A 19,020-nucleotide genomic window follows, 5' to 3' on the forward strand; every position below is an offset into this window, starting at 1 on the left:
ACCAATGCCTGCAACCCCTACTTCCTAAGTCAAGCAAATTATTCCGGACAGCAGTGCGCGCAGGCGGGAACCCAAGTCCGTGGTGTACCTGTAGCGTTTGAAATCACCGATATGCTTCTAAACTTGGGTTCCCGCCTCCGCGGGAACGACGGATCATCGGGCGGGGTGCATGCTACTGTAACGCTGCTCACCCGTCAGCCACCGCGCAGCGCACCTCGTGCAGCAGCGACTTGATCTCAGGTACGCACGAGCCGCAGTTGCCGCCGGCTTTCAGGCACGCCGTCACTTGGGCCGGGGTTTGCAAATCCTGCGCCCGGATCGCGGCGCAGATCGTGTTGCGGCCCACGCCAAAGCACGAGCACACCGTCGGCCCGGGATCCGGTCCCAGTTGCACCGCGCGCCCGGCCAGCAGGGTGGCCCGTTCGCGCGGGCCCAGTTCGGGCGCGGCGAACAGCCCGCCCAGCCAGGCGCGCGCCGGCAGGCTGGGCGCGCGCGCCACGAACAGGCACGCTTCCAGGCGGCCGTCGACCAGCAGCGCCGCGCGCAGCATGCCTTCCGATTGATCCTGGTACTCGATCCAGTCGGCGTCGGCATCGGCGTCCAGCAGCGCGCGCGCCATCTCCGGCGTGACCGGTGCGCGTCCGGCCAGCTCATAGCGCACGAAGCCGCTGCCGCGTACCCGCGTCCAGTGCGCCACTTGCGTGAGATCGAGCTCTTTCCGGCTCAGGATAAAGCCATACCAGGCCACACCGAACGGTTCGATCCGCACCGGCGTGTGCTTGAATTCCGGCTCGCCCGACACCGGATCGACTTCCGGATTGACCAGCGCCCCCACCCGCGCATCGGACGCCGTCTGGCCGTTCCAGTGAATCGGCACGAACGCCGCGCCGCGCGCGATGCCGCCGCCATGCGCCACGCGCGCCACCATCGCCCCCCAGCGTGAGCTGACGCGGGCCAGCTCGCCCTCACGCACGCCGGCCAGCAGCGCGTCGTGCGGGTGCAGGTCGACGAACGGTTCGGCCGTATGACCGGCCAGGCGCGGCGACTTGCCGGTGCGCGTCATCGTGTGCCACTGGTCGCGCAGGCGGCCCGTATTCAGCACCAGCGGGAATTCGCCACCCGGCGCATTGACCGGTGTACGGGGGCTGGTCGCGATGAAGCGCGCCTTGCCGTCCGGGTGCGAAAATCGACCGTCACCGAACAGGCGCGCCGTGCCCTCGCCCGCTGATGTGAGCGGCCACTGCACCGGCTGCAACGCGTCATATGCAACGCGATCCATGCCAACCAGTGGATCGAGCCGGAACGCGCGCCGGTGGCCGTCCTCGTCATTCTTCCAGGTCGACAGGCGCGCATGCTCGTCGAAGATGGCGTCCGCGCTGTCGAAGCCAAAACCGGCATAACCCATGCGCTGCGCCACATCGCACAGCGCACGCCAGTCGGCCCGCGCCTCGCCCGGCGCCGGCAGAAAGGCGCGCTGGCGCGAGATGCAGCGCTCGGAATTGGTGACCGTGCCATCCTTTTCGCCCCAGGCCAGCGCCGGCAGCGCCACATGCGCGTACGGCGCCAGATCGGTGCCAGCCATTACCTCGGACACCACCACCAGTTCGCAGGCCCCCAAGGCGCGCCGTACCTGGTCGGCGTCCGGCATGCTGACCACCGGATTGGTCGCCATGATCCACACCGCTTTCACGGAGCCCGCTTCGATCGCGCGGAACAGGTCGACGGCCTTCAGGCCGGGTTTCTCCGCGATGCGCGGCGCATCCCAGAAGGTGCGTACCGCGTCGCGGTGCCGTGGATTTTCCAGGTCCAGGTGCGCGGCCAGCATATTGGCCAGGCCGCCCACTTCGCGCCCACCCATCGCGTTCGGTTGACCGGTGAGGGAAAACGGGCCCATGCCGGGGCGGCCGATGCGGCCCGTGGCCAGGTGACAGTTGATGATCGCGTTGACCTTGTCGGTGCCGCTGCTGGACTGGTTCACGCCCATCGAGAACGCGGTGACCACTTTTTCGGTGCGGGCGAACAGGTCATAGAACGCGTGCAGCTGGACGGGGTCGAGGCCGCAACTGCGCGCCACGCTATCCACCCCGCCGCCGGCATTGGCCACGGCGAGCGCCGCATCGAAGCCGGTCGTGTGCGCCGCGACGTAGCCGGCGTCGAACGCATCGCTGCGCGCCAGGTGCGCCAGCAGGCCGTTGAACAGCGCCACGTCGCTGCCTGGCTTGATGGCCAGGTGCAGGTCGGCCAGCTCGCACGTGGCCGTGCGGCGCGGGTCGAGCACGACAATTTGCAGGTCTGGCCGCGCTTCCTTGGCGCGGGCGATGCGCTGGAACAGCGTCGGATGGCACCAGGCGGCGTTCGAGCCGACCAGCACGATGACGTCGGCCAGTTCGAAGTCGTCGTAACAGCCCGGCACCACGTCTTCGCCAAACGCCCGCTTGTGGCCGGCCACGGCGGACGACATGCACAGGCGCGAGTTGGTATCGATATTGGCGCTGCCGACGTAGCCCTTCATGAACTTGTTGGCGACGTAGTAATCCTCGGTCAGGATCTGGCCCGACACGTACAGCGCCACCGCATCCGGCCCGTGCTCGGCGATGATGCGGGCAAAACCGTCCGCCACCGTGTCCAGCGCGGCGTCCCAGCTGGCGCGCGCCAGCAGCCCGCCCTGCCGCACGGCCGGATACAGCAGGCGCCCGTCGAGATCGAGCGTCTCCCCCAGCGCCGAGCCCTTCACGCACAGGCGGCCGCGGCTGGCGGTGTGTTCCGGGTCGCCCTCGATCGTCGCGCCGCCGCCCGGCAGCGCGGTCGCCTTCACGCCGCAACCGACGCCGCAGTAGGGACAGGTGGTGCGCACTGATTGGATCGGGATGGTCATGACGTTTCTCTCTACGCGGCCTGCGCGTCGCACAGCGCAGGCCCGAACAGCAGGCGATCGCGCAGCGCCGACACATCGACCCCGCGCCCGATCAGATCGAAATACCACGGGCCATCGGCCACGTCGCCATACAGCACGGCGCCGACGAGCCGGTTGCCCTCCAGGACCAGGCGCTTGTACACGCCCGACCGGCGGTCGCGCAGCACCAGGTCTTGCGTGCAAGGCCCGCCGACGATGTCGCCGGCCGAGTACAGGTCGATGCCGGTGACCTTCAGTTTGGTCGCCACCGCCTGCTGCACGTAGCGGCGGTGGCCGAGGCAGGCCAGGTGCGCCGCGCACACGCGCGCCTGCTCCCAGATCGGCGCCACCAGGCCAAACGTAGCGCGGCGGTGCTGCACGCACTCGCCCACCGCATACACGCGTGGATCGTAGCTTTGCAAGGTGTCATCGACCACGATCGCGCGCTCGACGTGCAGGCCGCTAGCGCGCGCCAGCGCCACGTTCGGGCGCACGCCAGCCGCCATCACCACCAGGTCGGCCGGTACCATCACGCCATCGGACAGGCGCACAGATTCCACCTTGCCGACACCGACGATGGCCTCGGTCTGCACGCCGAGCAGGATACGCAAGCCCCGCCGCTCGAGCGCGCCCTTGAGCAGCAGCGATGCATCGCCATCGAGCTGCTGGTTCAAGAGGCTGCCGGTCAGGTGCACGACCGTCACGGCCATCCCGCGCCGCAGCAGGCCATTGGCCGCTTCCAGCCCGAGCAGGCCGCCGCCGATGACCACCGCATGCTTGCCATCACGCGCCGCCTGCAGCATCGTGTCGACGTCATGCAGGTCGCGAAAGCCCACCACACCCGGCAAGTCCGCGCCCGGTACCGGCACGATGAACGGCTGCGAACCGGTGGCCAGCAGCAGGCGGTCGTAGGTTACTTCCACGCCCGACTGCGCGCGCACGATGCGGCGGCGGCGGTCGATGGCGACGATCGGGTCGCCCGTGTGCAGCGTGATGCCGTGGTGGGCATACCACGCGCGCGGATGCAGCACGATCTCGTCCTGCGTCTTGTCGCCGGCCAGCACCGGCGAGAGCATGATGCGGTTGTAGTTCACATGCGGCTCGGCGCCGAACACGGTGATGTCGTACAGGTCCGGCGCCAGCGCGAGCAGTTCCTCGACCGTGCGCATGCCGGCCATGCCATTGCCGATCACCACCAGGGATGGCTTGGTTGCCATACTCATGCAGCGACCCACACAGTGCCGCCTTCGATCCGGGCTGGGTAGCTCGCCACCGACTGCGCCGGCGCTTCCAGGCATTCGCCGCTGGCCAGGTCGAAGTGCTGCTTGTAGATGGGCGAGGCCACGACGATGCGCTCGCCGATGCTGCCCACCAGCCCGCGCGAGAGCACGGCCGCCTGCGAATTCGGATCGTAGTTATCGATGGCGAACACGCGCGGGTTGACGTCGCCGACGCGGAACACGGCGACCTGGCGGCCGTTCAGCAAGGCGCACACGCCGGTGTCGGGCACGATCTCGTCGAGTTTGCAGATGGCCGTCCAGTGGGCAAGTTCGGTATCACGGTGCATGGTCATGCTCCTCAGGCGATGGCGATCGGGATGGTGCGACGACGTTCGTCGAAGGTGGCAGGCCGTACCTGGCCGCGTTCCGGGACAAACACAATATTGCTGTCGGCTTCCGGGCTGTTGACGAAGTGACGGAAGCGGCTGCGTACGGCCGGATTGGTGATGGCTTCCTTCCATTCGCAGGCATAGGTGTCGACCACGTGCTGCATCTGCGCTTCGAGCTCGTCGCCGATGCCCAGGCTGTCCTCGACCACGACCTGTTTCAGGTACTCGAGGCCACCTTCGAGGTTCTCGCGCCAGGTCGACGTGCGCTGCAGGCGCTCGGCCGTGCGCACATAGAACATCAGGAAGCGGTCGGTCAGTTTCACTACCTCGGCCTCGGTCAGGTTCGATGCGATCAGCTCCGCGTGGCGCGGCTTCATGCCGCCGTTGCCGCACACGTACAGGTTCCAGCCCTTGTCGGTGGCGATCAGGCCGACGTCCTTGCCCTGTGCCTCGGCGCATTCGCGGGTGCAGCCCGACACGCCGAACTTGATCTTGTGCGGCGCGCGCAAACCTTTGTAACGGTTCTCCAGTTCGATGGCGAAGCCCACGCTGTCGCCCACGCCATAGCGGCACCAGGTCGAGCCGACGCACGATTTCACGGTGCGCAGCGACTTGCCGTAGGCGTGGCCCGACTCGAAACCGGCCTCGATCAGCGCTTCCCAGATCGCCGGCAACTGGTCCACGCGTGCGCCGAACAGGTCGACCCGCTGGCCGCCCGTGATCTTGGTGTACAGGCCGTACTTCTTGGCCACCATGCCCACTGCGATCAGGCCATCGGCCGTCACTTCGCCGCCCGGCATGCGCGGCACGACCGAATACGTGCCGTCCTTCTGGATATTGCCGAGGAAGTAGTCGTTCGAATCCTGCAGGCTGGCGTGCTTTGGTTTCAAGACGAAATCGTTCCACACCGAGGCCAGGATATTCGCCGCGGTCGGCTTGCACACGTCGCAACCGAGGCCACGGCCGTGGCGCGCCAGCAGCTCGCCGAATTCCTTGATGCCTTCGACGCGCACCAGGTGGTACAGCTCCTGGCGCGAATACGGGAAGTGTTCGCACAGGTGGTTGTTGACGGCTACGCCGAGCTTTTTCAGTTCGGCGTTGAGCACCTGCGTCACCAGCGGCACGCAGCCGCCGCAGGCCGTGCCGGCCGTGGTGCAGCTTTTCAGTGCGCCGATGGTCGTCGCGCCGGCTGCCACCGCGTCGCACAGTGCGCCTTTCGAGATGTCGTTGCACGAGCACACCTGCGCCGTGGCCGGCAGCTTGTCCACGCCCAGCGCCGGCCGGATCGTGCTGCCGCTCTCGGGCAGGATCAGGTATTCCGGCGCTTCGGGCAGCTCGATCTTGTTGAGCATCGTCTGCAGCAGCGTACCGTACGCCGCCGCGTCGCCCACCAGCACGCCGCCGAGCAGGTACTTGCCGCAGCTCGAGACGACGATCTTGCGGTAGGTCTGGCGCCGCTCGTCGAGGAACTGGTAGCTGCGGCTGCCCGGCGTGGCGCCATGGGCGTCGCCGATGCTGGCCACGTCCACGCCCATCAGTTTGAGCTTGGTGCTCATGTCGGCGCCGGCGAAGCCGCATTCAGTCCCCAGCAGGTGGCGCGCGGCGGTGCGCGCCATGTCGTAGCCCGGCGCCACCAGGCCGAACAGCTGGCCGTTCCACAGCGCGCACTCGCCGATGGCGTAGATGTGCGGGTCGGACGTCAGGCATTGGCCATCGATGACGATGCCGCCACGGGCGCCCAGTTCGAGGCCCGCGTGGCGCGCCAGTTCGTCGCGCGGGCGGATGCCGGCCGAGAACACGATCATGTCGGTGTCGAGGTGCGTGCCGTCGGCGAACTGCATCCGGTGCGTGGTCGTTTCGCCATCGACGATGGCCAGCGTGTTCTTGCCGGTGTGGACGCCCACGCCCAGTTCTTCGATGCGGGTGCGCAGCACGCGCGCGCCGGGATCGTCGACCTGCACCGCCATCAGGCGCGGCGCGAATTCGACCACGTGCGCCTGCAGGCCCAGGTCGCGCAGCGCCTTGGCGCATTCGAGGCCCAGCAGGCCGCCGCCGATGACGACGCCAGTACGTGAACGGCTCCCGCATTCGGTCATGGCCTCGAGATCCTCGATCGTGCGGTACACGAAGCAGTCCTTGCGGTCGGCGCCCGGCACCGGCGGCACGAACGGGTATGAGCCGGTGGCCAGCACTAATCGGTCGTAAGCAACGGATGAACCGTCACCAAGCAGCACCGACTGCGCCGCGCGGTCGATCGCGACCACCTTTGCATTCAGGCGCAGCACCATGCGCTCAGCCAGATCTTCGCGTTCAAAGAAGCCCGGCGCCACCAGCGACAGGTCGTCCGCGCTTTTACCGGCGAAAAATTCCGACAGATGCACGCGGTCGTAGGCCGGGCGCGGCTCTTCGCCCAGCACCGTGACGTGCAGATCGTGGACGCCGCTGGCGGCGAGCGTTTCAAGGAATTTGTGGCCCACCATTCCGTGGCCGATGACGACGATATGCATGATGATGTCCTTATGCTGGAACGGTGGAAGAGGAGATGCTGGCTTTGTCGCCGAAGCGGGCGGCGAGCGCGCACAGGCTGGCCACCAGCACCAGGCCACTCAACATCGTGAGCGTGCTCTGGATGTCGCCGGTGCCCTTCATCAGAAAGCCTGCGGCGACCGCGCCGACATTGCCGCCCGCCCCGACGATGCCGGCCACGCCGCCCAGCGCCCTGGGTGCGACGAACGGCACCAGCGCATACGTCGCCCCGCATGCCATGTGGGTGAACAGGCCGAACACCAGCATGGCGACGACGGCGAACACGACGCCGTCTGCCTGCGCGAACCACAGCAAGCCCAGCGCCTCGCCGATCATCAGGACGAACAGGATCGTCACGCGGCGGTTGACGTCACCGCCGCTCGCGGCGCGGTCGGACAGCCAGCCGCCCAGCGCGCGGGCGAACAGTGCCAGCAAGCCGAAGCTGCCGGCGGCCATGCCGGCCTGGCCCAGGGTCAGGTCGAAATGGTCGACGTAATACACGGCGGCGATGTTGTGGATGAAGATCTCGATGCCGAAGCAGGCGCCGTAGGTGACGAACAGCAGCCAGGCGCGGTAGTTGCGGCAGCCTTCGGTGAAACTGGCCCAGCCGCCCTTGCTGCCACCTTCCGGCATGGTGCCGGTCTTGCGCAGGTCGTCGTAATTGCCGGCCGGGCAATCCTGGGTGTAGCGCCAGTACACAAAGGCCATGACGATCATCATGATGCCCGGGACCACCAGGGCCACGCGCCAGCTCATCGACTGGCTCACGCCCAGCATCACGACAGCGGTGAGCAGCAGCGGCATCAGCGCCTGCGCCGCGCCGCCGCCGGCATTGCCCCAACCGGCGGCGGCCGCGTTGGCGGTGCCGACCACCCTGGACGAGAACATCACCGACGTGTGGTACTGCGTGATGACGAAGCTCGCGCCCACCGCGCCAATGCCCAGGCGGGCCAGCAGGAAGGTTTCATAACTCTGCGCCATCGCCACGCCCAGCACGGGGATGGCGCCCAGCAGCAACAAGCCCGTGTAGGTCTTGCGCGGCCCGTAGCGGTCGCACAGCGGCCCGACCAGCAGGCGGACAAAGATGGTAATCGCGACGGCCGCGATATTGATGTTGGCGATCTGCTCCATCGACAGGCCGAACTCGCCCTTGATGACGGGCATCAGCGGCGCGCAGGCGAACCACGCGAAGAAGCAGATGAAGAACGCCACCCAGGTCAGGTGGAAGGCCCGCATCGGCGCGCCCTGGAACGAGAAGAGATGAATGCTGTCGGCTTTGGCGGTCATGATGTGTCGTCCTTGGAAAACAAAAAGGCGTCCGCGCTGCTGCCTGGGGGCAGAAGCTGCGGACGCCGTTGTCCTGGTGCCGTCCCGTCGTTGGGACAGCGCTAAATGAAGGAGATCGTCATTGATCCTGTGCCTGTATCAGCAAAACGCGTGCCACGCGACGCTCAGGGGAACACCGCCAGTGAAAGAGAGAAGAATGCTGCATTGCGGTGCGCCACTCCCCAATATGATGCATGCGCGTGCACCGCGTCCGGAATCAAGCCGGTGCAAAGCCTTGTGCGTAGGCATGCGGATCGCTGCCGTCCCACACGCGCCCATCCATGAGGGTTGAACTGCGCAGCGTGGCGTCGGGCAGCGGCGTGGCCGTGCGCTCGGCCGCTTCGCGATACAGGTCGATGCGGTTGACCTGCTGCGCCAGCGCCAGGTAATCGGGATCGTCGCGCAACAGGCCCCAGCGGCGGTGCTGCGTCATGAACCACATGCCGTCGGACAGCCACGGGAAGTTGGCCTCACCGTCGGCGTAGAAGCGCAGGCCGTTGTGGCCGCGCCAGACCGCGCCGTCCACACGCCCGGCCATGCAGTACTGCAACGTCTCGCGGCTGGCATTCACGTAAGCAGGACTGGCCAGCACCTCGGCCGCGGCCTCGCGGTTGGCGCGCGAGACATCGAGCCAGCGCGCGGCTTCCAGCAGTGCGGCGATCATGGCGCGGCAGGTATTCGGATGGGTGGCGGCGAAGGCGGCGCGCGTGCCCAGCGCCTTGCCGGGATGGTTCGGCCACACCTGCTCGCTCGACGCGGCCTGCACGCCGGCGCCGTCGCGCAGTGCGCGCTGGCCCCATGGCTCGCCGGCGCAGAAACCGTCCATATGCCCGGCCGCCAGGCTGGCCGCCATCTGCCCCGGCGGCACCGTCACCACCTGGCAGTCGGTCATCGGATCGACGCCCTGCGCCGCCAGCCAGTAATACAGGAACATCGCATGGTTCCCGGTCGGGAAGGTGTGCGCCAGCGTCAGGCGCTGCCCTTCCTGCACCAGCCGCGCCAGGCCGCCCGGCGCCTCGGCGGCGGCCGCCCAGGTGCGCGAGAGCGTGATGTTCTGGCCGTTCTGGTTCAGGTTCATCAGCACGGCCATGTCGCACTGGCCGGTGCCGATGCCGTTCTGGATCCCGTACACCATGCCGTACAGCGCCTGCGCTGCATCGAGCTGCCCGCCGAGCAGGCGCTCGCGCATGCCGGTCCAGGATTGTTCACGGCTCAGTTCAAAGCGCACGCCATACAGTTCGTCGAAGCCCAGCACCGACGCCATCACCAGCGGCGCGCAGTCGGCCAGCGGCATGAAGCCGATGCGGATGGTCTCGATCTCGGGACGGTCGGTGCCGGCGATCCATGCGCCCTTGCCTGCCAATGTCATAAATATCCTGGTGTTCTCTTTGGCTGCGGGCGATCAGCCCAGCAGGTCTTCCACATCGATCAGGCGCTGCGCGACTTCGACCAGCTTCATGTTCTTGTTCATGGCCAGCGTGCGCAGGCGCTGATAGGCCTGGTCTTCGGTCAGTTGGTAGCGCGTCATCAACATGCCCTTGGCGCGGTCGAGCACCTTGCGTTCTGCCAGCTTTTGCCGGGTATCGCTCAATTCGTCGAGCAGGCGCTGCTCGCGCCGGAAGCGCGCCAGCGCCACGTCGAGCACCGGCTTGACGCGTTCGGCCTGCAGGCCGGCGACGATGTAGGCCGACACGCCCGCCTCGAGCGCCGCATCCATGCTGGCCGGGGCGTCGTCTTCGGTAAACAACACGATCGGGCGGCGCGCATCGCGGGTAGCGATCACGATGTGCTCGAGCACGTCGCGCGCGTCGGATTCGCTGTCGAGGATGATCAGGTCGGGCTGCAGCTGCGCGATGCGCTCGGGCAGGAACACGTCCGCCGGAAGCGAGGCGACGAGATCATAGCCCGATTCGAGCAAACCGATGCGCAGCGCGGTACTGCGCCGCGACTGCGCCGCCTGGGCCGCATCAGGGTCAAGGCCGGGTGCTGTTGCAGACAACACGACGACAATGCGCAGGTGTGGTGTGGATGTGTCTCGCTGTTTCATGCCGTTTCGATATGCAAGAATCGTACCTCGTTGCGCCTGAGCAAGCAGTGCCTGCCCTTCTTATACGTGTGGTCGTTGTGCTGTTATGCGTTGGACCCATAACTTTCCCGTAAGCAACTTAACAATCATGCGTTTCGTGAATCGCTGGAATCACGAATGAAAAGTTTGCTTATGTCTCGCTGCCTCTTATACTGCAACGCAACATTACAGCATTTATCGAGGAGCTTCATCATGACTGCAGCTATCCAGCAAACCGGTTTCTTCGCGGCAGCACTCGCCGCCATCCGTAGTTTTTCGCAAGACCTGTACGTCGCCCACGGCGGCTACGCGCCATCGGTGCGGGGTTAATCATGCATCCACTCGAATACCTGACCATCGCGCTGGCTGTGCTGGCTGTTGCCGCCCGTGTCTCGATGCACCTGCCGCGTCCGCCAAAAGGCCCGTTCAAGGCAATGTAAGAATCAAGGCGGGATAATCCGCCTGTTGTACCCCACGCCGGCCGTATTTACGTACTGTCGGCGTTTGTATTTATAGAAAAAAAACCTTCCCCGATCTGCGCGCCGTGGCAAGTGGCTGCGCTAGAATGCATTCGCATTTCTGGCCAGAAAGCCATCCTTTCACTTACCACATACCCATGCGCACACCTGCACTTACCCTATTCGCGGCCTCCTTCGCGGCCTTGTCGGCCTCGTTCGCGCTGCCGGCAGCAGCAGCACCGACACCCATCACCCTCGACCAGGCCATGAGCCATCCCGACTGGATCGGCACGCCGGTGGAGGACGCCTGGTTCAGCTGGGACAGCAAGCAGGTGTACTACAAGCAGAAGCGCACCGATTCGCCCGTGCGCGACACGTTCCAGGCCAGTTCCACCAGCGGCAAGGCGCAGCTGGTCAGCGACGCCGAGCTGCCGAAGATCGACAGCGGCGACGTGGTCTACAACCGCAACAACACCCGCATGCTGGTCATCCGCAACAATGACCTGTTCGAGCGCGACCTGAAATCGGGCCAGCTGGTGCAGGTCACGCGTGGCGCGACCCGCATCGGTAATGCCCAGTACTCGACCGACGAACGCTCGGTCCAGTACCGCATCGGCACCGACTGGTATGTGTGGGACCGCGCCACGAAGGTCACCGGCCCGGCCGCGCTGCCGCGCGCCGCGAAGGATCCGAACGCACCTGAAGACGACAATTACCGCGCCACCGAACTGCGCCTGATCGAACACCTCAAGCGCCAGAAGGATGACCGCGACGCCCTGCGTGCACGCAATGACGAATTGCGCCGGGTCGACGCGTCGATGGCGCCAACGCCGGTCTACCTCGGCGACAAGGTCACGCTGGAAGCCAGTTCGCTGTCGCCAGACGGCCGCTGGCTGCTGGTCGTCACCGCCGCCAAGGGCGCCGACAAGGGCCGCGCGGGCAAGATGCCGCGCTACGTGAATGAATCGGGCTACGAGGAAACAGAAGACGTGCGCACGCGCGTGGGCCGCAATATGCCAACCGCGCACTCGCTGAAACTGGTCGACCTGCGTACCAATACCGTCAAGGACATCGGCTTCGACACCCTGCCCGGTATTGCCACCGACCCGCTGGCCGCGCTGCGCGCCGCAGCAAAAAAAGATCCATTGAAAGGCAACCGCCCGGTCGTCGTCTCGGGTGGCCGCAACGCGATCGACTGGAGCAGCAACGGCGCCAACGTCGCCGTGATGCTGCGCTCGGTCGACAACAAGGACCGCTGGATCGCCAGCGTCGACCTGCGCGACGCCAGGCTCAAGCCGCTCAATCGCGTGACCGACAACGCCTGGGTCAATTATGACAACGCCGAATTCGGCTGGCTGCCGGACAACCGCACGCTGTGGTTCCTGTCGGAAGAAACCGGCTACTCGCATCTGTACACGCTCGACAGCACCGGCGCATTCGGGGCCACGGCGGCCCGCGCGCTGACCGCGGGCAAATGGGAAGCGAGCGACGTGCGCTGGACCTCGGACGGCAGCACCGCCTACATGCTGTGCAACCACGAAGCACCGGGCGACTATGAAGTCTGCGCCGTGGGCGCCAAGGGCGGCAACGTGCGCGAAGTGACGAAGCTCGATGGCGTCGAACGCTTCAACCTGTCGCCGGACCAGAACAAGCTGCTGGTGCACTGGTCGTCGAGCTACACGCCGGTGCAGATCGCGACCGTGCCCGTCTCGGGCGGCGCGGCCACGAAGCTGACCGACACCCGTTCGGCCGACTTCAAGGCGCGCGAATGGATCGAGCCGGAATACGTCGCGGTGCCATCGAGTGCCGGGGGCGATCCGGTGCACGCCAAGCTGTATCGCCCGGCCAAGCTGGAAGCGGGCAAGAAATACCCGGTCGTTATGTTCGTGCACGGCGCCGGCTACCTGCAAAACGTCAGCAAGCGTTATCCGGTCTACTTCCGCGAGCAGATGTTCCACAACCTGCTGGTCCAGCAGGGGTACATCGTCCTGGACATGGACTACCGCGCCTCGAAAGGCTACGGCGCCAAATGGCGCACCGCAATCTATCGCCAGATGGGCCACCCGGAACTGGACGACTATCTCGACGGCGTGAAATACCTGGTCGGCCAGCAGCAGGGCGACGCGGCCAATATCGGCATCTACGGCGGCAGCTACGGCGGCTTCATGACCTTCATGGCGCTGATGCGCGCACCCGACACGTTCAAGGCCGGCGCCGCGCTGCGCCCGGTGACCGACTGGACGACCTACAACCACGAGTACACGGCCAACATCCTCAACACCCCGGACATCGACCCGGAAGCGTACAAGAAATCGTCGCCGATCGAGTACGCGCAGAACCTGAAAGGCCACCTGCTCATCTCGCACGGCATGATCGACGATAACGTGTTCTACCAGGATTCGGTGCGCATGGCGCAGCGCCTGATCGAGATGAAGAAAGACCATTGGGAACTGGCGAGCTACCCGCTCGAGCGCCACGGCTACGTGCAGCCCGAAGCCTGGTACGACCAGTACCGCCGGATCTATCAGCTGTTCGAGCGCTCGCTCAAGCAGAAGTAATCCACGCTGGTCTGTTCGGATACCGGCGCGGCGGGCCCAGGCTCGTCGCGCCGGTATGCATTTCGGCTATTCATTTCAGGATGTAAGCGCGATTGCAGGCAGTGCGCGCCTGAGGCACCTTATGACAAGAATAACCTTCAAGGTCCCTGTCATGACACGCCCCCGCGCCACCACCCTGCCTGCTGCCCTGCCCTTCCTTGCGGCCACGCTGCTACTCGCCGCTTGCAGTGCGCCCGAGAAGACCCGACCGGATGCGGCGGCGCCACCTCCCCCGGCGCCGGCGCCCCAGATGCGGGTCGACATCAGCGGCAGCGGCATACAATTCGGCGCGCCGCAGCATACCTATTCGCGGTCAGCGGCGCCGTCGTTCGTCATGGTCCCCGTGCCGCTCCCGGGCAGCGCCGATCGCTTCCCCGACGCCGGCGCCAACGGGCCGGTGCTGGTCGAAGAGCAGCCCGTGTCCACCTTCAGCAGTGACGTCGACACCGCGTCGTATGCGTTCGTGCGACGCCAGTTGAGCTCCGGCCGGATGCCGCCGCCGGCTGCCGTGCGGGTGGAAGAAATGGTGAATTACTTCCCCTACGCGTACGCGGCGCCCGGCAAGGCCAGCCAGGCGTTCGCGCTCACCACCGAAGTCATGCCCAGCCCATGGAACGCGGACAACCAGCTGCTGCACGTGGCCGTACGCGGCTACGACCTGCAGCGCGCCGAGCGCCCCCCGATGAACGTCGTGCTGCTGGTGGACGTCTCGGGGTCGATGGGCCCACAAGACCGCCTGCCGCTGCTCAAGCAGGGCTTTCGCCTGTTCGCGCAGGGGCTGCGCGAACAGGACCGGGTCGCGATCGTCACCTATGCCAACGGCACCGCCGTGGCGCTCGAGCCCACCACGGGCCGCGACAAGCAGAAAATCCTCGACGCCATTGACGCGTTGGGCGCCGGCGGCGGCACGGCCGGCGGCGAAGGCCTGCAGCGCGCGTATGCGCTGGCCGAACGCCACTTCGATGCCAAGGCCGTCAACCGCATCATCCTGGCCACCGACGGCGACTTCAACCTGGGCATGACCGATCCGCGCCAGCTCGAGACCTTCATCGCCGGCAAACGCAAGAGCGGCGTCTACCTGTCGATCTTCGGCGTCGGCAATGGCAACCTGAACGACGCGCTGATCCAGCGCCTGACGCAGTCGGGCAATGGCAACGCGGCCTACATCGATACGCTGCTCGAGGCGCGCAAGGCGCTGCAGGGTGAGCTGGGTTCGACCATGTTCCCGATCGCGAACGATGTCAAGATGCAGGTCGAGTTCAACCCGGCCCGCGTCGCCGCCTACCGCCTGATCGGCTACGAGACGCGCATGCTGGCGCGCCAGGACTTCAAGGATGACAAGGTCGATGCGGGCGACATGGGCGCCGGGCATACGGTGACGGCGATCTACGAGATCACGCCGGCGGCCGGCGCGGGCAAGCTGGTTGACCCGCTGCGTTATGGCGCCGCGAAAAAAACGACCGCAACCGCCAAGGGCGACGAACTGGCGTTCGTGCGCGTGCGCTACAAACTGCCGGGCGAGGCGAAGAGCCGCCTGGCCGAGCAGCCGGTGCGGCAGGCGGCGGCGCGGGCCTCGCTGGCGGCCGCGCCAGCCGAGCAGCGCTTCGCGGTGGCGGTAGCCGCCTTCGGCCAGCGCCTGCGCGGCGAGCCGCAGGTGCTTGAGTACAGCTACGCGGACATCGCCACGCTGGCCAATGACGCGCGGGGCGCCGACCCGGAGGGTTATCGCGCCGAGTTCGTCAAGCTGGTGCGCATGGCGGAGTCGCTGGATCAGGCCGGGGCGACCGGGCGGCCCTGATTTGGCGAGACGACTGACCGCGGCGTCATTCAATCAAGCTACCCGCAAAACCGTCGTTCCCGCGCCGCGGGAACCCAAGTTATCAGCGTTACCTCGTTAATCCAATGTAGCCACAATGCGAGCAAACTTGGGTTCCCGCCTCCGCGGGAACGACGTTTCCAGGCAAATTGCTTAGCGTGGCGCTCCCAGCATATCCAGCAGCGTCAGCGCCACCACCTTGGTCGCGCTACGTAAATCCTCAAGCGCCAGCCGCTCGTCGGCTTTCTTCGCATTCGCCTCCATCACCGTGCGCGGCCCGGCGCCATACAACACCGCCGGGATACCGCGCTCGCCGTACAGGCGCGCATCGGCATACAGCGGCGTGCCGATGGCGGGGATGTCTTCACCGAGCACGGCCCGCGCATTGCGCTGCAGGCTCTCCACCAGCGGCTGCGCGCCCGGCAGCGGGCGCAACGCCTGCGACAGCAGCAGCCGCTTGATCTCGAGGCGGATGCCAGGCATATCCGCCACCGCATCCGCGATCAATGTGCGCACCTGGGCCTCGACAGCGACCGGATCTTCTTCGGGAATCATGCGCCGGTCAAGCTTCAGCACCACCTTGCCCGGCACCACATTCGTGTTCGTGCCGCCGTCGATGCGGCCGACGAGCATGGTCGGCGAGTCGATCCCGGGCACGCCCGACTTGATCGTCTTGAGCCGTGGCAGGTCGCCGTAGATCGCATTGAGCACGCGCGTCGCCGCCTGCAGCGCATCGACCGCCATCTCGGGCATTGCCCCGTGGCCGGCCTTGCCGTGCACCGTCACCTCCAGCTGCAGGCAGGCGTTGTGCGCCGTGATGATGCTGTAGCCGAAACCGGCGGCGATCACATAGTCGGGCTGCGTCAGGCCCTGCTCCAGCAACCAGCCCGGGCCCAGCAGCCCGCCGAATTCTTCGTCATAGGTGAAGTGCAGCTCGACCCCGCCACGCAGCGGCGCGCCAAGCGCTTCAAGCGCGCGGGTCGCGAACACATAGGTGGCGAAGTCGCTTTTCGAGACCGCCGCCGCGCGGCCGTACAGGTAGCCGTCGTCGATCACCGCGCCGTACGGCGGCCGGGTCCAGCCTTCGCCCGGCGGCACCACGTCGCCGTGGGCATTGAGCGCCAGCGTCGGCCCGCCTGCGCCATAGGGCCGGCGCACGATCAGGTTGGTGATGCTTTCCAGGCCGTAGTCGGTCACTTGCTGCGCCGGCACCGCATGCCGCTCGACCGGCCAGCCGGCGCCTTCCAGCATGGCGGCCACTGCCTCGGCGTGCGGTGCGTTGTTCCCCGGCGGGGTATCGGTGGGCATCCGCACGACGGCCTGCAGGAAACAGACTTCGTCATCGAAGTGGGCGTCGATCCAGCCGGTCAATCGTGTCTGCAATGTGGCGTTCATGGCTGGCCTCCTGTCTTGGCGCCAGATTCAAACCAGACCTTGAGCACGGCGCGTTCAGCGTCGGTCATGTGCGTCAGGTTCGCCAGCGGCATGGCCTGGGTCTGCACCGTCTGTTGATAGATGCGCGCGGCGTGCTGGCCAATCTGTTCCGGGGTGCCGAGCATGACGCCCAGCGGCGCGGCGGCGAAGCCGGGCTGCGTCGGCTGCGCCGCGTGGCACGAGACGCAGCGCGCAGCCATGATCGTGCGTACCTCGGCAAACTGCGCGGCGGTATCAGGGCCTGCGGCTGCCGCCGGATCGACGCGCGTCGGCGGGCTTGGCGCCAGCAGCACGCCAAGGCCGAGCAGCAGCAGCACGCCGGCCACCGGATACTTCCACTCGATGCGGCCCTTGTGGCGCAGGTTGAAGAAGTGGCGGATCAACACGCCGGCCAGCATGATCACACCCAGCACCGCCCACGCGTACGGGTGGTTATAAGTCATCGCGTAGTGGTTGCTGATCATGATGAACAGGACCGGCAGCGTGAAGTAGTTGTTGTGGACACTGCGCTGCTTGGCCTTGATGCCGTGGACCGGGTCGGGCTTCTGCCCGGCCAGCATCGCGTTGACCATCTTGCGCTGGCCGGGAATAATCAGCATCGCCACGTTCGCCACCATCATGGTGCCGATCATCGCGCCCACATGCAGGTAGGCCGCGCGGCCGCTGAGCAGGTGCGTGAGCACCCAGCTGCTGCCGACCAAAAACAGGAAGATCGTCGCGCCGAAGGCGAGCTGGCGCTGCACGAGCGGGGAACGGCACAGCAGATCGTAGACGACCCAGCCCACCACCAGGCTACCGATGCCGATGCCGATCGCTTGAGCGCTCGACAGCTCGGCCACGCTGCGGTCGATCATCATCGCCCTGGCGTTCATGTAATACACGATGATGAGCAGCGCGAAACCCGAGAGCCAGGTGGAATAGGCTTCCCACTTGAACCAGTGCAGCTCGCTGGGGAGTTCGGCGGGCGCCACCAGGTATTTTTGCGGGTTGTAGAAGCCGCCGCCGTGTACCGCCCAGAGTTCGCCGGCCACGCCCTTCTGTTCGAGGTCGGACCCGGGCGCCGGCGGCTTGATCGTGTTGTCGAGCCAGACGAAGTAGAACGACGCGCCGATCCAGGCGATGCCGGTGATGATGTGCAGCCAGCGCACCAGCAGGTTGAGCCATTCGAGAACGTACGGGGCCAGGTATCCGGGGTCGAACATGGGCTTCCTTCAGGGTGACAATGCATGGGGCGCGCAGGGCAAACGCAGCAGCCGACAGCTTGACGATACGCTGATTTCCATTTCTGCAACATGAAAATCGGCGTATATTCGACATATCCGACTCGATATACAAACACTCACCGCACCGCCATGTCCAGCCTGCCCCGCAACCTCGACCTCCACCTGATCCGCATCCTCTACCTGCTGCTGGTAGAGAAAAACGTCTCGCGCGTGGCGCTCAAACTCAATCAGCCGCAGCCCTCGATCTCGGCCTCGCTGCGCAAGCTGCGCGAGCTGACGGGCGATGCGATCCTGGTGCGCGGCGCGCGCGGCATGGTACCGACCCAGCATGGCGAGAGCCTCATGAAGCCGGCCAAGCGCATCCTCGACGAGGCCGAGAGCCTGTTCGTGCGCAAGGCGCCGTTCCTGCCCGAAGACGCCACGCGCACCTTCCAGATCGCCGCGCCGGATTACCTCGATGCGCGCTTCCTGCCGAATGTCGTAGCGCTGCTGCGCCGGGGCTCGCCCGGCAGCAAGGTCGTGATCCATGCGCTGGGCCCGGGCCAGGATTATCTGCGCATGCTGTCCGACGGCGACATGGACCTGGTCATCGCCAACTGGGACGAGCCGCCGGCGCACCTGCACATCTCGAAGCTGTTCGAGGACCCGATCATCTGCACGATGCGCGCCGACAGCCCGTACGCGCGGCGCACGGCGCCCGATGCGATGACGCTCGAGGATTATCTCGACCTGCCGCATGTGGCGCCGACCCAGATGCTGCCCGGTTACCACGGCGTGATCGACGCCCATCTCGAGCGCCTTGGCCTGCAGCGGCGCGTGGCCGTGGAGTCGCCCTACTTCGGCGTGATCCCGTACATGCTCACGCAGAGCGACCTGGTATTGACCACCGGCCGCCAGTTCATCCGCGCGTACGAAAAGACGCTGCCGCTGAAAAGCTTCACGGTGCCGGTGAAGTTTCCGCCGATGCGCTTCTACCAGTTGTGGCACCAGCGCGTGCACCAGTCGACCGAGCACAAATGGCTGCGCGACCAGGTCAGCAGCGCGGCGCGGGCGCTGGTGCAGTCGTAGGCTAT

General features: G+C 66.4%; 12 protein-coding genes. 3 read left to right on the top strand and 9 right to left on the bottom strand.

Going from position 1 to position 19,020, the window contains the following annotated elements:
* Positions 1–187: 187 nt before the first annotated feature.
* The 7 genes from AB2N08_RS20590 to AB2N08_RS20620 form a co-directional block, all read right to left on the bottom strand.
* The gene (locus AB2N08_RS20590) at positions 188–2,875 is read right to left on the bottom strand and encodes a molybdopterin-dependent oxidoreductase (protein WP_367612770.1); all 2,688 of its coding nucleotides are present in this window, start codon (positions 2,873–2,875) and stop codon (positions 188–190) included.
* A gap of 11 nt (positions 2,876–2,886) precedes the next feature.
* Complete coding sequence (locus AB2N08_RS20595) at positions 2,887–4,116, bottom strand: NAD(P)/FAD-dependent oxidoreductase (RefSeq protein WP_367612771.1); 1,230 nt, start codon at positions 4,114–4,116, stop codon at positions 2,887–2,889.
* Positions 4,113–4,460, bottom strand: coding sequence for a nitrite reductase small subunit NirD (gene nirD / locus AB2N08_RS20600; RefSeq protein WP_367612772.1), 348 nt, complete (start codon positions 4,458–4,460; stop codon positions 4,113–4,115). Before nirD ends, AB2N08_RS20595 begins: the two co-directional genes overlap by 4 nt.
* 11 nt (positions 4,461–4,471) lie before the next feature.
* Positions 4,472–7,009: a nitrite reductase large subunit NirB gene (nirB, locus tag AB2N08_RS20605; protein ID WP_367612773.1), complete on the bottom strand. Its 2,538-nt coding sequence runs from the start codon at positions 7,007–7,009 to the stop codon at positions 4,472–4,474.
* A gap of 10 nt (positions 7,010–7,019) precedes the next feature.
* A complete protein-coding gene (locus tag AB2N08_RS20610) occupies positions 7,020–8,315 on the bottom strand; it encodes an MFS transporter (RefSeq protein ID WP_367612774.1) in 1,296 nt (431 codons plus the stop codon).
* A 256-nt stretch (positions 8,316–8,571) separates the two neighbouring features.
* On the bottom strand, positions 8,572–9,723 hold the full coding sequence (locus AB2N08_RS20615; RefSeq protein WP_367612775.1) for a CmpA/NrtA family ABC transporter substrate-binding protein: 1,152 nt from the start codon (positions 9,721–9,723) through the stop codon (positions 8,572–8,574).
* Between the two features lie 33 nt (positions 9,724–9,756).
* Complete coding sequence (locus tag AB2N08_RS20620; RefSeq protein ID WP_367612776.1) at positions 9,757–10,401, bottom strand: ANTAR domain-containing response regulator; 645 nt, start codon at positions 10,399–10,401, stop codon at positions 9,757–9,759.
* Positions 10,402–11,035: 634 nt separating this feature from the next.
* Here AB2N08_RS20620 and AB2N08_RS20625 point away from each other — a divergent pair.
* Positions 11,036–13,435 carry a S9 family peptidase gene (locus tag AB2N08_RS20625; protein WP_367612777.1) on the top strand — a complete coding sequence of 800 codons (2,400 nt, stop codon included), beginning with the start codon at positions 11,036–11,038 and terminating at the stop codon, positions 13,433–13,435.
* A 151-nt stretch (positions 13,436–13,586) separates the two neighbouring features.
* Positions 13,587–15,272, top strand: coding sequence for a vWA domain-containing protein (locus tag AB2N08_RS20630; protein ID WP_367612778.1), 1,686 nt, complete (start codon positions 13,587–13,589; stop codon positions 15,270–15,272).
* 171 nt (positions 15,273–15,443) lie between these two features.
* Here AB2N08_RS20630 and AB2N08_RS20635 read toward each other — a convergent pair whose 3' ends face one another.
* Positions 15,444–16,685 carry a M20/M25/M40 family metallo-hydrolase gene (locus tag AB2N08_RS20635; RefSeq protein ID WP_367612779.1) on the bottom strand — a complete coding sequence of 414 codons (1,242 nt, stop codon included), beginning with the start codon at positions 16,683–16,685 and terminating at the stop codon, positions 15,444–15,446.
* Positions 16,682–17,926, bottom strand: coding sequence for a urate hydroxylase PuuD (locus AB2N08_RS20640; RefSeq protein ID WP_367612780.1), 1,245 nt, complete (start codon positions 17,924–17,926; stop codon positions 16,682–16,684). The genes AB2N08_RS20635 and AB2N08_RS20640 overlap by 4 nt, the downstream gene beginning before the upstream one ends.
* A gap of 150 nt (positions 17,927–18,076) precedes the next feature.
* Here AB2N08_RS20640 and AB2N08_RS20645 point away from each other — a divergent pair, with 150 nt between their 5' ends.
* Positions 18,077–19,015, top strand: coding sequence for a LysR substrate-binding domain-containing protein (locus tag AB2N08_RS20645; protein ID WP_367612781.1), 939 nt, complete (start codon positions 18,077–18,079; stop codon positions 19,013–19,015).
* Positions 19,016–19,020 lie beyond the last annotated feature (5 nt).

The organism is Massilia aurea, assembly GCF_040790145.1.
GTDB lineage: Bacteria > Pseudomonadota > Gammaproteobacteria > Burkholderiales > Burkholderiaceae_D > Telluria > Telluria aurea_C.

What these genes read in the sequence shown, in the direction of transcription:
- AB2N08_RS20590 (WP_367612770.1), bottom strand. Translation starts at nt 2,875, where the DNA reads ATGACCATCCCGATCCAATCAGTGCGCACCACCTGTCCCTACTGCGGC.
- AB2N08_RS20595 (WP_367612771.1), bottom strand. Translation starts at nt 4,116, where the DNA reads ATGAGTATGGCAACCAAGCCATCCCTGGTGGTGATCGGCAATGGCATG.
- nirD (WP_367612772.1), bottom strand. Translation starts at nt 4,460, where the DNA reads ATGCACCGTGATACCGAACTTGCCCACTGGACGGCCATCTGCAAACTC.
- nirB (WP_367612773.1), bottom strand. Translation starts at nt 7,009, where the DNA reads ATGCATATCGTCGTCATCGGCCACGGAATGGTGGGCCACAAATTCCTT.
- AB2N08_RS20610 (WP_367612774.1), bottom strand. Translation starts at nt 8,315, where the DNA reads ATGACCGCCAAAGCCGACAGCATTCATCTCTTCTCGTTCCAGGGCGCG.
- AB2N08_RS20615 (WP_367612775.1), bottom strand. Translation starts at nt 9,723, where the DNA reads ATGACATTGGCAGGCAAGGGCGCATGGATCGCCGGCACCGACCGTCCC.
- AB2N08_RS20620 (WP_367612776.1), bottom strand. Translation starts at nt 10,401, where the DNA reads ATGAAACAGCGAGACACATCCACACCACACCTGCGCATTGTCGTCGTG.
- AB2N08_RS20625 (WP_367612777.1), top strand. Translation starts at nt 11,036, where the DNA reads ATGCGCACACCTGCACTTACCCTATTCGCGGCCTCCTTCGCGGCCTTG.
- AB2N08_RS20630 (WP_367612778.1), top strand. Translation starts at nt 13,587, where the DNA reads ATGACACGCCCCCGCGCCACCACCCTGCCTGCTGCCCTGCCCTTCCTT.
- AB2N08_RS20635 (WP_367612779.1), bottom strand. Translation starts at nt 16,685, where the DNA reads ATGAACGCCACATTGCAGACACGATTGACCGGCTGGATCGACGCCCAC.
- AB2N08_RS20640 (WP_367612780.1), bottom strand. Translation starts at nt 17,926, where the DNA reads ATGTTCGACCCCGGATACCTGGCCCCGTACGTTCTCGAATGGCTCAAC.
- AB2N08_RS20645 (WP_367612781.1), top strand. Translation starts at nt 18,077, where the DNA reads ATGTCCAGCCTGCCCCGCAACCTCGACCTCCACCTGATCCGCATCCTC.